This window comes from Flavicella sp. IMCC45537 (assembly GCF_057197705.1).
Map to the genome: position 1 here is coordinate 1,318,056 of NZ_CM170067.1, position 14,724 is coordinate 1,332,779.

11 protein-coding genes are annotated in these 14,724 nt (G+C 33.9%); 1 reads left to right on the top strand and 10 read right to left on the bottom strand.

Going from position 1 to position 14,724, the window contains the following annotated elements; all coding sequences use genetic code 11:
• Positions 1–9: 9 nt before the first annotated feature.
• From AC2DGP_RS05925 to AC2DGP_RS05950, 6 genes are all read right to left on the bottom strand, one after another.
• Positions 10–822, bottom strand: coding sequence for an SDR family oxidoreductase (locus AC2DGP_RS05925; RefSeq protein WP_484492091.1), 813 nt, complete (start codon positions 820–822; stop codon positions 10–12).
• A gap of 678 nt (positions 823–1,500) precedes the next feature.
• On the bottom strand, positions 1,501–2,913 hold the full coding sequence (locus tag AC2DGP_RS05930) for a purine-cytosine permease family protein (protein WP_484492092.1): 1,413 nt from the start codon (positions 2,911–2,913) through the stop codon (positions 1,501–1,503).
• 46 nt (positions 2,914–2,959) lie between these two features.
• On the bottom strand, positions 2,960–4,249 hold the full coding sequence (locus tag AC2DGP_RS05935) for a class II aldolase/adducin family protein (protein ID WP_484492093.1): 1,290 nt from the start codon (positions 4,247–4,249) through the stop codon (positions 2,960–2,962).
• A 54-nt stretch (positions 4,250–4,303) separates the two neighbouring features.
• Positions 4,304–5,695, bottom strand: coding sequence for an FGGY-family carbohydrate kinase (locus AC2DGP_RS05940; protein WP_484492094.1), 1,392 nt, complete (start codon positions 5,693–5,695; stop codon positions 4,304–4,306).
• Between the two features lie 9 nt (positions 5,696–5,704).
• A complete protein-coding gene (locus AC2DGP_RS05945) occupies positions 5,705–6,985 on the bottom strand; it encodes a sugar isomerase (RefSeq protein ID WP_484492095.1) in 1,281 nt (426 codons plus the stop codon).
• Positions 6,986–7,082: 97 nt separating this feature from the next.
• Positions 7,083–9,185 (bottom strand): bifunctional aldolase/short-chain dehydrogenase, encoded by a 2,103-nt coding sequence (locus AC2DGP_RS05950; RefSeq protein WP_484492096.1) that lies wholly within the window; start codon positions 9,183–9,185, stop codon positions 7,083–7,085.
• Between the two features lie 242 nt (positions 9,186–9,427).
• Between AC2DGP_RS05950 and fbp the strand changes: the two genes are divergently transcribed.
• Entirely contained in the window at positions 9,428–10,456 is a 1,029-nt protein-coding gene (fbp, locus tag AC2DGP_RS05955) for a class 1 fructose-bisphosphatase (protein ID WP_484492097.1), read from the top strand.
• A gap of 39 nt (positions 10,457–10,495) precedes the next feature.
• Here the strand turns inward: fbp and AC2DGP_RS05960 are convergent, their stop codons facing one another.
• From AC2DGP_RS05960 to AC2DGP_RS05975, 4 genes are all read right to left on the bottom strand, one after another.
• On the bottom strand, positions 10,496–11,647 hold the full coding sequence (locus AC2DGP_RS05960) for a lactonase family protein (RefSeq protein WP_484492098.1): 1,152 nt from the start codon (positions 11,645–11,647) through the stop codon (positions 10,496–10,498).
• 64 nt (positions 11,648–11,711) lie between these two features.
• A complete protein-coding gene (locus AC2DGP_RS05965; RefSeq protein WP_484492485.1) occupies positions 11,712–11,795 on the bottom strand; it encodes an endo-acting ulvan lysase-like protein in 84 nt (27 codons plus the stop codon).
• Positions 11,796–11,808: 13 nt separating this feature from the next.
• The gene (locus AC2DGP_RS05970) at positions 11,809–13,212 is read right to left on the bottom strand and encodes a sulfatase (RefSeq protein ID WP_484492099.1); all 1,404 of its coding nucleotides are present in this window, start codon (positions 13,210–13,212) and stop codon (positions 11,809–11,811) included.
• A gap of 15 nt (positions 13,213–13,227) precedes the next feature.
• Positions 13,228–14,724: a sulfatase family protein gene (locus AC2DGP_RS05975; RefSeq protein ID WP_484492100.1), complete on the bottom strand. Its 1,497-nt coding sequence runs from the start codon at positions 14,722–14,724 to the stop codon at positions 13,228–13,230.

Here is a 14,724-nt window from a genome sequence, read left to right on the forward strand (position 1 = left end):
AAATTTTAATTATACTCCACTAAATGCACTAAATCCACCATCAATAGGCACAACAACACCTGTCACAAATTTAGAAGCTTCTGAACATAAGAAATGAATAGATCCATTTAACTCATCTGCTTCACCAAAACGTTTCATAGGAGTATTTTGAATAATAGTATTCCCTCTTTCTGTATAAGATCCATCTTCATTTGTTAACAAAGCACGATTCTGATTTCCAATAAAGAATCCTGGTGCAATTGCATTTACACGCATACCATCACCAAACTTAGAAGCTAACTCCACAGACAACCATTTTGTATAATTATCTATTGCTGCCTTAGACGCCGAATATCCAACCACTCGAGTAATTGCACTTTGAGCTGTCATAGATGATATATTTATTATGACACCTTCTTTATTCTCAGTCATTGCCTTTCCGAAAACTAAGGATGGTATAATACTTCCGAATAAATTCAGATCAACTACTTTTTTAAAATCATCGATTTTCACATCAAATATATCTTGATCCTCACCTATTGTGGCTCCGGGCATATTACCACCTGCTGCATTAATTAAAACATCGATCTTTCCCAACTTAGAAATTATTTGATCTGAAACTGCTTTTGTGCTTTTTTCATCCAATACATTACAAACAAAACCTTCAACAGCATTACTTATTTTCTTAAGTCTCTCTAAAGCAGTATCTACAATTTCCTGCTTATAGTCCAAAATCACAACAGTTGCTCCGTTACCTAACAAATATTCAGCCATTTGACCTCCTAATACTCCTCCCCCTCCAGTGATAAGTATTACTTTCTTCTCTACATTAAATAAATTCATATCTTTTCGTTTACGTTAAATACTATTTTCGTGTGCGCACACAAAGATACGGGATTTTTACAAAAACATCCAAATAAAGTATTGTAAATAAAATAACTACTACCTCTCTACAGCATAAATTCAAGTAAATCATTTCAATAAATAATAACATATTTAAATTTTAATTACCAAATATGATTTTCTGAATTAAGAAAATATATACAATCTCCTATACTATCAAATAAAACTCATATTCAAAACGTAACTTATTTTATTTAACACCCCACAGACGTAGCTACTTCTCTCATAAAAAGCTCAATGATTTAGTCCTGCTTAAAGCTTAAACATGACTTCCCACTCACCAACTTACCAACTCTTATAAAAGGAATTCCTCCCCTAATTATACAAACAACATACAAAAGCCTCCATTTTTTTGGAGGATTTTCTCTTGTTAAACACAAAGGTTTTTAAATAAAAAAAGGTCTTCCATAAAACAGAAAGACCTTTTCACTTAAACACTAAAACTAAAAGATAGCTACTCACTACCTGGTGATTCATCTAAATCTAAAATTCAGAAATAAACCATATTGTAAACTTGAAAAAACTATCGTTTTTTCAACATAATTAAACCTAATCTAACTTTTTACACTCGTTTTAAAACATTGCACCATTTCATAAACTTATAAAGCAAAACTAGATTCATTTCTTATTTTGATAATACTTACTAAAAATCATAAATAACAAACCACATAATAACCAAGCAGGCAAAGTTACAAAGGATAAAAAGACATCAAATTTTACGGATATAAAATAAAACAATCCAAAACTAATTCCCCAAGCTAGCAATACAGCTTTGTTAATTTGTAACCCTGCTACCTCTGCGTAATTCTTTTTAATACCCCAATCTTTATGAAAAAAGTGTTCGAAGGCAATAATAGCTCCAAACGGAGATAAAATAAACCCATATAATGCTACAAAACCTAATAGTTTCATTGCAAATGCAGGAAACAGACCAGCAACTGTTGCAACTGCACCCGCTAATATTGTAACTTTTGCTGTAGATAATTTTGGAAGTATCGCTTGAAATGCAAGTCCTGCCCTATAAATAGTTGGGTTTGCGGTTGTCCAACCAGCCAATACTACAGCGATAATTCCAAACACTCCAATAGCATTGAATGCCATAGGCCCTGGAGCCACTGGAGGCGCTGCACCCGCACTTAAAAACGCTTGTGCTTCAGGAGATTTTAAATATACAGCATATAATAAAGCCGCAGCAATCCAAGCCATATAATGACCTACATACATCCCTGCTGCCGTAGCCCAACCTGCTTTTGCTTCTTTGGCAAACCTAAAAACTGATAAATCTGACATTCCAATATGCATAGCACCATTTGCAAACCATGACCAAATAACAACATGCCAAAACGTAAATTTCGTTTGCCCAGGAAATGGTTCTCCACCTTCTCCCCAGATATTCCAAAAATCAGAAAAACTTTCTACTCCCAGTTGACTTAGTGCAACAACACCAGCTGCAACAAAGGCTAAAACAATAAATGGAGACATCCAATTCGCAGCTTTCGTAACAGTATCATAACCACGCGCCGCAATTATAGAGATAACCGCTCCAATCGCAATAACAATTACAATCCATGTCATACCATTAGGTAAAGTATCATCCAATTTAGGCATAGGCATATCAAAAGGTATACCTACGGCTGTTGCGGATACCGTAATCATGGAACCTGCCAAAAAACAAAACAGAATTCCGTTGGCTAAATTATAACCTGTAACTAATTTTTTACCACAAATTTTTTCTAGTTGATAATACAAAGTCAATCTATTTTTTACAGCAATTTCAGCTGTCAAAAACCTCCAACTTAATACGGCCAAAATATTACCCAACAAAAGTCCAATTATCAAATCAAACGCACTAACTCCAGCTGTCAAAAACAAGGGTCCAATCATGAATTCTGTACCTGCTGCATGTTCTCCTGCATACATTCCAATAAAACTTTTCCAACCTTTCAGTTTTGAACTAGGAACTGGTGTTCTTTCAAACTCACCTCCCACAGCATCATCGGCTACTTGTATATTCTCTACGTATTCACTCATCCTTAATAAAATAGTTTAGTTTGTGTTATATTTTTGTGGTTTACTTTTACTTTAAAAATTTCTCTCTTAAATCTTCCACTTGTTTATCATTGATTGGTACCATTTCACCTAAAGCATGTCCCATAACAATTGACTTTGCACTAAATTCAGCTACTTCTAAATAATCAAATGTTTGCAATAATTTATCACCTGTAACAATGACAGAATCATTTTCTATGATAACAGCTGTTGAACAATTATCTACGATTTCTGAGTTATTGTTTTGTTTGAAATGATGTCCATATTTTACTTTAGTTATATCTTGTAAAAAAATCCAACTTTCTGGAATTGTTCTAACATTGATATTCGCATCAGTAACCCCAAAAGCCATTAAATAGGGTGATTGTGTCATGATTATAGAATTGACTTTTGGATTTCTATTGTAAATCTCTTGATGAATCCAAGCTGCTCTGCTAGGTAATTTACCTTCCTCTCTTTTACCATCTTTTATCTGAACTACATCTTCTAACTGCAAATCCCAACGATCAACATTTGTAGGAGTAATTAAAAAATCACTTCCTTCTAATCTCATTGAAACTGTACCATAAGAACCAATCATCAAACCTTGCTGACAGGATCGCTGTACAATGTTACAAATTTCTAGACGTTTCTCTTGTTCTTCAGAACTGTGCTCTGTATCATGCCTTTCTGGTAAAACACCAGTAGACTGAGCTTCGAACTGATCTATTTGATCGTCTGACAGATAGTTCGGCTTTCCAATTTGAGATCCGTATAAAATGGTTCTAGCACAAAACTCTAGAGCTTCAAAACGTTCATAAGCATCCGTCAAATCACTTCCACCTAAAACAGTTCCGTGATTTTCCATGATGATCGCCTTGTATCCTTTTTTAAACTCCTCACCGATAACAGCACCTAACTCCTCACTGCCGGGAATCTCATATTTCGCATAACCGATAGGTCCACAAATATGCTTCGCTTGTGAAATAATATTCGTGTTCGGTATTTGACGAACAATACTAAATGAAACTAGAGCTGGTGGATGTGCATGAATCACAGATTTTATATCGGGTCTTGATTCATAAATAGCTTTATGAAAAGGAAACTCAGATGACGGTTTGTGCTTTCCGATAATCGTTCCATTTTTTTTAACACATATAATATCTGATTCCTGCAACGAACCTTTATCAACTGCACTAGGCGTTACCCAAATATCTCCATTATCATCAATAATAGAAATATTCCCTCCAGAAGTTGTGGTCATTCCTCGTTTATAAATCCTGTCAATTATTTCAGTAATTTGGTTTCTTGGATGAATTAGCTGTTGTTTTTTTGACATAACATCGAATTTATAATATTAAAACATTCCTCTTCTGTTGTTGGTTTTCTTAAATTATTTGCTCGTAATCTCTGTTCCTACAATAAAAGGAACGTGTTTCTTCAGAGCATAATTTTCTTTTAAAAATTTTGAATTCAATTTTGAATCTGAAATTGAAATCGCCGCTCCTAAAGCTGAGCCTAAAGACGCATTGGTTGTTCTCAATTTCTTATCTCTAAAATAATGAGATAACAACTTTATATACACATCATTGTCACTAAATCCACCGTCAACATATAGTCTAGTAATGGTATCATCACCTTTCGCTTCATTGATACACTTGATTTGCAACAACACCAACTCTGTAATTAATTGATGATAAGCATATTCATAAGTTTCAAAATTTGCAATGGTTTTTGATGGCATATTCTCATCAACAATACTTTCCCACTTATATTGGTAGGTAAAGTCTTCTATTAGCGAAGCGTAGATTTCATAATCAAACTTAACTGTTCTGTGATAGTCATCATTCACTCCGTATTTTTTATCAAGTGCTTTCACTTGAACTTTATATTCATTTCCTAAAAACAAACGAGAAGCTTTTACTGGCTTTCCGTTTATTCTCATATAATTTAATGAATCATTCGTCGATCCATCTTCAGCAATTGGATTTTCAGTAAAAGGATTGAAACTGATACTCCAAGTACCTGTTGATATTAAAATAAATTTCTTTTTAATACTGCGTACATAGGGTAACAAAGCAGCTGAACTATCATGAATTCCGACACCGATTTTAATACGGTTACCGTTATAATTCATATTGATACTTGTTTCCGTAGAAACTATTTGGGGTAATTTTTCATTGATTCCTTCTTCATACACCCAATTATGGTAATCTTTTTTTGTATAATCCCACAATGCAGTATGACAACCAATACTTGTATACTCACTCAAAGCAATCCCAGTGAAAATATAACTTAAATATTGCGGTAAATGCAATGAATATTTAATCTGCTTGAAAATTTCTGGTTTGGTTTTCTTCAACCAATACAATTGTAAACCAGAATTTAACATACTTAAATCAGTACAGCCTGTAGCTTTTAAAAAGGCTTCTTTTGGTCCGTAACTTTCGAAAAAGCTATCCACTATATCAGATGGCAATTCTTTTGTATAATTGTACAGTGGAGTTAAAGGATTTCCTTCCTTATCTAAATGAACAAAACTCGCTCCATAGGTAGAAAAATTGATCGCTTTAACTTTGTATTTCTTATCTGTTAAAATTCTATCGAAAACCTCTTTCAACCATTTTTGCAACTCATGCAAATTCTCAGTTGGATGTCCGTCTTCATCAACAACTTCATCAAATGAAATATATTCTTTGTGAACCTCTTTAAAATCTTTATCGAATAGGAAAAACTTTTTATTAGTTTTTCCTATATCGAATACAGCTGTTACTTTTTGTCTCATAGTAAATTCTTAAAGTCCAGTGGCAATAGTATGTCTACCTCTCTCTTTAATTAATTCATTTCTTACATCTAAACTTCTATACGCTTGAATTGGGCTAATTACACCGCCAACATTCAATCTTGCTTTTTCAATTAATGGTCGAACATCTGTTCTAAAAGCTCCCTGTAATATTTCTTGACATTTTACAACATCATTATCAATTTGCGCTGCTTTCAAAGCTGCTTGATCAATCAATAATGCTTTAGCATATGCCTCTTGAATTGCCTCTAAAGATTGAATTAAATCTTCTAAAGGATCTTTGATATTATGACTTGCATCAATCATCCAAGCCAAATCAGGATTCTGAGGGTTATTCTCCATTCCGTACACTAATTCATTAAAAATTAAGAATAATGCATAAGGTTTGATACTTCCTACAGTTAAATCATCATCACCATATTTACTATCGTTAAAGTGGAAACCACCTAACTTTCCTTTCAATTGCAATACAGATACAATTTGTTCAATATTACTATTTGGTAAATGATGTCCTAGATCTACCAACGTAAATGCTTTATCACCACAACCATTTGCCAACATTAATGAAGCACCCCAATCTTGGATAACTGTACTATAAAAGTTTGGCTCGTATGGTTTGTATTCTATTAACATTTTCCAGTCATCTGGTAATCCTTTGTAAATATCAATCAAACTGTTTTGCGTATTTTGAAAAGCAGTTTGAAAATTATTCTGTCCTGGAAAACAAGATCCATCAGCCAACCAAACCGTTAAACTTTTAGAACCTAATTTATCTCCGATGTTAATTACATCTAAATTATGTTGGATCGCTTGTTCACGTACTGCCTGACTCGTATTGCTCAACGACCCAAACTTATAAGATTCTTGGGCGTTTGCCTGATCTTGAAAAGTATTAGAATTTACAGAGTCAAATTTAATATCTAAAGAACTTGCCAATTCACCTACCGCATTGTAATCAGATGGTACATCCCATGGAATATGCAATGAGACCGCTCCGGCAGTCTTAGTAAGAGCATGTAACACACCAACATCTTCTATTTTTTGCTCTAAGCTAGAAGGTTCACCATAGTGAGAAAAACGTCCAAAACGAGTACCACCAGCTCCTAAAGCCCAACTTGGTATTGCTACTTGAAACTCAGCTAATTTTGCTAAAATGTTAGATACATTATGACCGTTTTTAGTCAGTTTATTAGCTAAAAAATCATAATTATCATTATGATTCTCTAATCCTGATTTATTGAAATCAAAAATTTGCTCTTTATTTATTTTCATAATCCTATATTATTTTAAGAAAAGCTCTCCCGAAATCATCTTAACTTCGGGAAGAACCTTCTCGTATCAAATTAAACTCTAATCTTAACTGATCAATTTATCTTACAAATGCATTGGCCATTCCACCATCAACATTCAAAATATTTCCAGTTGACTTGTCTGTAATTCCTACAAAAGAGAATACACCGTTTGCAATATCTGCAGGAGTAATAATCTCATTCAATAAGTTTCTTTTTGCATAAAATGCTGGTAATTCTTCTACAGTAATACCATTGGCTTTGGCACGACCTTCAGCCCATGCTCCTTCCCAAATTTTACTTCCTACAATAACTCCATCAGGGTTTACTGTATTTACTCTTACTTTGTCTTTTGCTAATTCAGCAGCTAACAAACGAACCATGTGCTGTTGTGCTGCTTTCGCAGTACCATAAGCGACATTATTTGGACCTGCAACCAATCCATTTTTACTAGCGATAGAAATATAATCTCCACCTAATCCTTGCTGACGCGTAATTGCTGAGAATTGTTTTGCTAGATCAAACTGACCTTTCACTAATATATTTTGTAAGATATTCCAATCCTTATCTGTAGTGTCTTCCAAAGGTTTAGAAATTGCCAAACCTGCACTGTGTACAACAATATCAATTCCTCCAAACTCTACACATGCTTTTTTATATGCAGAAGCAATAGATTCAGGATTCGTTACATCACAAATTGCATAAGTTGAAACGTCTCTTTTATAAGTAGCATTTGCTTCAATCAAACTATCTTCGTTGATATCAGTCAATACAACATTTGCACCTTCAGCTGCTAATTTATCGGCAATTGCTTTTCCAATACCTCCACCAGCACCAGTAACTAAAGCTACTTTACGTGATAACGGCTGCTCTTTCGGCATACGTTGTAATTTAGCTTCTTCTAACAACCAGTACTCAATATCAAATGCTTCTTGTCTTGGTAAAGATGTATAAGAAGTAATAGCTTCTGCTCCTCTCATTACATTGATCGCATTGATATAGAACTCATTTGCCACACGTGTAGTTTGTTTGTTCTTTGCAAAACTAAACATACCTACTCCTGGGTAAATAATGATTACTGGATTCGCATCACGAATCGCAGGACTATTCTCTTTTTTACATGTATTATAGTATTCAGCGTATTCCGCTCTATAAGCTTCAAATGCTGGCTCTAACTTAGCTAAAATAGCTTCGCTATCAGATAAATCTTCATTTTTATCTAATGTCAATACCAAAGGTTGAATTTTAGTTCTCAAGAAGTGATCAGGACAAGATGTTCCCATTGGAGCCAATCTTTCTAAATCATTACTATTGATAAACTCCATTACCACATCAGAATCAGAGAAATGTCCAATCATTCTGTTTTCAGAAGAACACAACCCTCTTAATAAAGGCATAATTTGAGCCGCTTTTTCGTAACGCTCTTCTTTAGGAAGGCTTTCGATTTTTTGACCACCAAATACACTTCCGTTTTCTTTAATCTTGTTTTCTATATATTCAGAAGCCATTTCAATCACCTCTAAACTATTCATATAACATTCGTAAGAAGTATCTCCCCATGTAAATAATCCATGAGAACCCAATACGATTCCACGAATACCAGGATTATCAGCCAAACATTTTTCTAACTGTAACCCTAAATCGAACCCAGGACGTTGCCATGACACCCATCCCATAGTATCTCCCCAAATTTCTTTGGTAACTTTTTCACTGTCCTCCGCTGCTGCAACCGCAATCAACGCATCAGGATGCAAGTGATCTATATGTGCAAATGGTAACAAACCATGCAAAGGTGTATCAATAGACGGAGCTTTACTGTCAAGATCGTAAATACAGTGATCAAAAAGACCAACCATACGATCTTCATCATGCATCCCTCCATATACATTTTTCAAATCACGCAAACGATTCGTATACAAACCAGCAATACCTGCTCTATTTAAAGTACCAATATCTCCACCTGAACCTTTTACCCACATTACCTCAACTTCTTCATTTGTTAAGGGGTCTGTTTCAATAGTTTTACAACTCGTATTTCCACCACCGTAATTAGTGATCCTTAAATCTGCTCCTAATATATTAGAACGATATAAAAACAACTCGACTTGATTATCCTCAAGCGACGCAGCTTTTTTTTCGTCCCACAAATAATCTACATATTTAAAACTCGTTTTGATCTCCATGATTTAATTTTGTTAAATTTTACATAATCAAAAATAGTCCTATACATTTAGTTAAGTCTTCTGAACTGTATGGTTCTAATGAAAAAAAAATCATCTCAGTTTAATTTCAAAATAAAACAGATCGAATTTCATCCAAGATACCTGTATTACTACATCACACATCAGTACAGCTTACTACAGCTAAAAAATTACTTTCGTTTTAAACTAAAAATAAAGAATATCATTTATTCTACAACTTTTTTATGAAAGAGAATTACATAACATTAGGTGAGTTTATAATAAACAATCAAAACCACTTTAAATATTCTTCAGGAGAATTTTCTCATCTAATCAACTCAATAAGACTTGCTGCAAAAATTGTAAATCATGAGGTAAACAAAGCAGGACTAGTTGATATTATTGGAACTGCTGGAGAAACCAATATTCAGGGTGAAGATCAGCAGAAACTAGATATTTATGCCAATGATGTGTTTAAATCGGCATTGATAAACAGAGAAATTGTATGTGGCATAGCTAGTGAAGAAGAAGAAGATTACATAACTATTGAAGGTAAAGACAGTACACACGAAAACAAATATGTTGTGTTAATCGACCCATTAGACGGTTCATCAAATATCGATGTTAACGTATCAGTTGGTACTATCTTTTCTATTTATAGAAGGGTGACACCTATCGGAACTCCCGTAAAAAAAGAAGATTTTTTACAAAAAGGTAATGATCAAGTTGCTGCCGGGTACGTCGTGTATGGAACTTCAACCATGCTAGTTTATACCACAGGGAAAGGAGTGAATGGCTTTACTTTAAATCCTGCAATTGGAAGTTTTTATTTGTCACATCCAAATATGACATTTCCAACAAAAGGAAATATTCTATCTATTAACCAAGGAAATTACGTTCATTTTTCACAAGGGGTCAAAGATTATATAAAATATTGCCAAGAGGAAGATAAAAATGATCAGCGCCCATACACACACCGATATATTGGTTCTTTGGTATCTGATTTTCATAGAAACATGATCAAAGGAGGAGTCTATATTTACCCAAGAAGTAAAACTTCACCTAACGGAAAACTGAGGCTTTTATATGAATGCAATCCGATCGCATTCTTAGCTGAACAAGCTGGAGGAAAAGCTACGGATGGTTCGCGAAGAATTATGGATCTCGAACCAAAAGAACTACACGAAAGAGCTCCTCTTTTTTGCGGATGTGTAGACATGGTAGACAAAGTAGAATCCTTTATTAGTTTGCACAAAAAAGTTGAGCTTCACTAATAAAAATACAAAAAGGAAAGGTTTTACATCTTTCCTTTTTTATTTCTTATAAGTTCTCATTTGCAAACTTGATACTCCCATAGATTTTATTTCATTGGGTAGTTTTTTCAATTTACCAGTTTGTTTGTTTATTCTAAATATCACAATATTGTTCGTGAATTGATTTCCGACCAATAGAAAATTCCCTGTGGGATCTATTACAAAATTTCTAGGATGCTCCCCAAAAGTAGGAACATGTTCAACAAATGATAACATCCCCGTATTCTCGTCAATTTCAAAAACAGCTATTGTATCTTCTTCAGGCCCTCTATTCGAAACATACAAAAATTTACCCTCTGAAGAAATATGAATATCGGCAGTTCTATAAATTGACTGTTCTTTTTTATAGGTCTTTTTTGTATCTAAAAGTAATAACATTTCTTTTTTACATTCATATGCATTGACATCTCCACTCAATTCTGCCACTCCATAGGCATACTTCCCTTTTGGGTGAAAATCAAAATGCCTAGGACCGCTTCCTGGAGCTACAGCAGCATAATCCTTAGAAACTAATTTATACTGATTATCGATTTCTGAAAACTCGAAAGTTCTAATCTTGTCTGCACCTAAATCTTGAGCGAATAGAAATTTTTGATCTGGTGAAAAATTGGAAGAATGAATATGAGCTGTTTTCTGGCGATTCTTTAGGATACTACTATCTTTAAAAACCAATAATTGATGATAAGGTTTTATGCTTCCGTCTGCATTCAAATCAAATACACTCAAACTTGGATCTGAATAATTGGAACAAACCAAATGTTTGTCATTTTTATCTATTTCTAAATGAACAGGGTTCCTACCCCCACAATCTTGACTATTGATATACTTCAAAGTTTTGTTAATTGAATCAATTTTATAAACAGCGACCTTACCATTATAATCCAATTGACTTTCTACTACAGAATACAAAAATCCCCCATTGAAAGATAATTTCAAAAATGAAGTATTGATAACATCTTTGACTGTATGTTTCAACTCGGCCCTACCGGTTTCTGTATCGAAAAGATATACCTGGATACCATCTCCAGGTTGTTTCTCTGTAAAACTACCAACGAACAATAATGTTTCTGTTTTTTGTTTTGCACTGCAACTCAAAAGAAAAGAAACAAGAACGCAAATCAATATTCTACAGTATATTTTAAAATTACTCATAATCTTTATAGAAGTTTTATTCTGATGGTGTTACAATCTCAACATTTTCGAAACTCAATTTATTTCACTCTCCAATATAAACAGATATTAATTCTTCATTAGAATTTAATGTAATCACAGCAAAAATTCCTTCGAAACATAATTGCAAAGCATCTTCTTTATTAATAACTCTTTGCTAACTCTTGCTTTTCTTTAAGTGCTTTTCGCATATCCTCGAGAACTTTCATATAACTGGGATCTGCTACAACATTTTTGTTCTCGTCTGGATCTAGCTTTCGGTTGTATAACATCTCTTCACCATTTTCGTATAAGGAATAAGTAAAGTTTTCGGTTACAATAGCATCGGCCTTTTTAAAACGCGCATATGTATTCTCTCTAAATGATTGTTTCGGATTGTTGAGCACTGATTTAAAACTCTCGCCCATGATATAATCAGGTGTATCTAAATTTGCTAAATCACAAAGTGTTGGATAAATATCAACACTCTCTACCAAGGCATTGGTCTGTTGTCCTTTTATTTTACCTGGTACTTTCACAATCAAAGGTACTTGCAACGCATTATGCAAGGTGTTGTGTTTTCCCCAAAACTCGTGTTCTCCTAAATGCCAACCATGATCCCCCCATAATACAACAATTGTATTTTCTGCTAGGCCTAGATTTTCAAGTTCTGCAAGAACATCTCCAACCATTTGATCCACATAACTTACACAAGCATAATAACCATGACGCATCATTTTATGAAACTCTTCTGTATTTGGTTTATAATCACCAAAACTATAGCTTTTAAACTCTCCACTACCACGCAACGATTTCGGTGCATTCTCTGGTAAATGACGGTTCTCTGCAATATTTATTGAATCTCTATGGTATAAATCCCAATATTTTTTAGGTGCATAAAAAGGCATATGAGGACGAAAAAACCCACAAGCCATAAAAAAAGATTCTCCAGTTTTCTTAAAACGGCGTAAATCGCTTATCGTTTTTTGTGCAATCTTATAATCTGGATACTCACTATCATCAACTTCTGGTGCTTCATAAATGCGACCATTACCAGATTTCATGATTACTTCATTGGTGCTCTTATCGTAACTCACTCTGTGTCCTCCTACTGGCATCCAAGGATTTTCACTCCAACTTGCTTCTTGAACATCTTTATTGTAGTGAAAAATCTTTCCGTTTGAAATACTCGTGTATCCTGCATCTTTAAAAATACTCGGCAGGGTTTTCGCGTTTGGAACATCTTCTTGCGCCTTTGCTCTATAATCTATAAAACGTGTTTTTGTAGGTAAAATACTGGTTAACAAACTAGCCCTTGATGCTCCGCAAACTGGCACATTACAATACGCTCGATTAAAAACAACTGCTTCTGTTGCAAATTGATCTATGTTTGGCGATTTTACTTGTGGTGCATCGTAGCAACCCAACTCAGTTCTTAAATCGTCAATAGCAATAAACAAAACGTTCATTGGCTTTTGGTCATGTTTCTCTGCCGTTTTATCTTTTTCATTTTTACATGATGTTAAAAGAAAAAATAAACCAAATGCGTATGTGAAGAATTTATTCATTTTTCAAGTGTTTTTTTACCAGTGCTCAATTATTATATAATCTTCTTTCGTTAGTGTATTTTTTATAGAATCAGGTATTTTTCGTCTAGGCGTATCTTGGTCTAACTTAAATCCTTTTTTCCCTTTAGGAGTTATGATTGGCATATTCCCCACAGTTTCATTTAAAAAATCATCTTGTAACTTCATCCATTCAAACAAATCTTTTTTCAACCTTTCTTTAATTTCTTTCAGACTTTCATCCTTGATTAAATTATGCTGTTCGTATGGATCGTTCTGTAAATCGTACAATTCTTCAAAAGGTTCATTTTTAAATTTATTTGCACCTCTTTTTATAAAATAATCTACATTCGATTTTCCCGTTAAATTTTGTTCTACAACTTCAATAGAATTAAAATTACGAATGTATTTGTATCGTTTGTCTCGAATCATTCTAGAGGGAAACACCTCTGAATTTAATATATTCTGACTGGTTCTTACTCCATACACATATTCATTTACTGCCTTATCTTCACCTTCTAGAATTGGTAAAAAACTAGTTCCATCTGCAGTCTCATCGGCCTTCCCTCCAGCAATTGCAACAAAAGTTGGCAATACATCTGTATAATGAATGAGTTGATCTGAAGTAGTTCCAGGTTTTATCACTCTTGGCCAACGTGCTACAAAAGGAACTTTTAAACCTATGTCTTTAACAGTAAACTTACCTGAAACTCCATGATCTGCGCTATAAATGAATAAAGTATTGTCATCAAGATACGTATCAACTAATGCTAAAACTTTTTCAATTTGCGTGTTATCTTCCTCAATACTTCGGTAATAACCAGCTTTAGATTTCACATATTCTTTATCTCCTTTTTTATGTTCGTTAAATGGATAGAATTTAATAGCATCTACATTTGGATTTTCAACATCAAAATATTTTCCATGTGGATATTTAGACGTAATAAACATACAAAATGGTTTTTTAGAAGTTTTTAAATAACTCTCGATACTATCCAAAGGAATATAATCTCTAGGCACTCCTTTTTTAGGAAGGGGTGCCCATTCTCTATCCCATTGATAAACTTCTGAAGGATTCACGTGACTTTTTCCCGCCAAAACCACTTCGTAACCCAAATCTTTCATCTGAGTGGTGACACTTTTTATGTCTGGCCTCGTAGCCGTATGGTTTGCAAAACATCCATTTTTAACAGGATATTTCCCTGTGAAAAGCTGTGATCTACTAGGTGCACAAATTGCTTGCCCGGTAAACGCATTTTCAAACAACATTCCTTCTTTTGCTAGACGGTCTACTGCTGCTGTATTCACTTTTTCATTTCCGTAACAACCATAATCATAAACATCTTGATCATCTGCTAAATAAAAAATTAAATTGGGTTGATTCGTTGCTATATCTTGACCTTTATTTCCTACATTATTTGCTGATTTCACATTAGAAGTCTTACCTCGTTTACAGGCCATAAATAAGATCGACACGCAACACAAAAACAAGAGTTGATAATTATTCTTCTTCAT

Bases quoted from the DNA above. Each gene is read 5' to 3' on its own strand.
- fbp (WP_484492097.1), top strand. From the start codon at position 9,428: ATGAAAGAGAATTACATAACATTAGGTGAGTTTATAATAAACAATCAA.
- AC2DGP_RS05935 (WP_484492093.1), bottom strand. From the start codon at position 4,249: ATGTCAAAAAAACAACAGCTAATTCATCCAAGAAACCAAATTACTGAA.
- AC2DGP_RS05950 (WP_484492096.1), bottom strand. From the start codon at position 9,185: ATGGAGATCAAAACGAGTTTTAAATATGTAGATTATTTGTGGGACGAA.
- AC2DGP_RS05975 (WP_484492100.1), bottom strand. From the start codon at position 14,724: ATGAAGAAGAATAATTATCAACTCTTGTTTTTGTGTTGCGTGTCGATC.
- AC2DGP_RS05940 (WP_484492094.1), bottom strand. From the start codon at position 5,695: ATGAGACAAAAAGTAACAGCTGTATTCGATATAGGAAAAACTAATAAA.
- AC2DGP_RS05930 (WP_484492092.1), bottom strand. From the start codon at position 2,913: ATGAGTGAATACGTAGAGAATATACAAGTAGCCGATGATGCTGTGGGA.
- AC2DGP_RS05960 (WP_484492098.1), bottom strand. From the start codon at position 11,647: ATGAGTAATTTTAAAATATACTGTAGAATATTGATTTGCGTTCTTGTT.
- AC2DGP_RS05925 (WP_484492091.1), bottom strand. From the start codon at position 822: ATGAATTTATTTAATGTAGAGAAGAAAGTAATACTTATCACTGGAGGG.
- AC2DGP_RS05970 (WP_484492099.1), bottom strand. From the start codon at position 13,212: ATGAATAAATTCTTCACATACGCATTTGGTTTATTTTTTCTTTTAACA.
- AC2DGP_RS05945 (WP_484492095.1), bottom strand. From the start codon at position 6,985: ATGAAAATAAATAAAGAGCAAATTTTTGATTTCAATAAATCAGGATTA.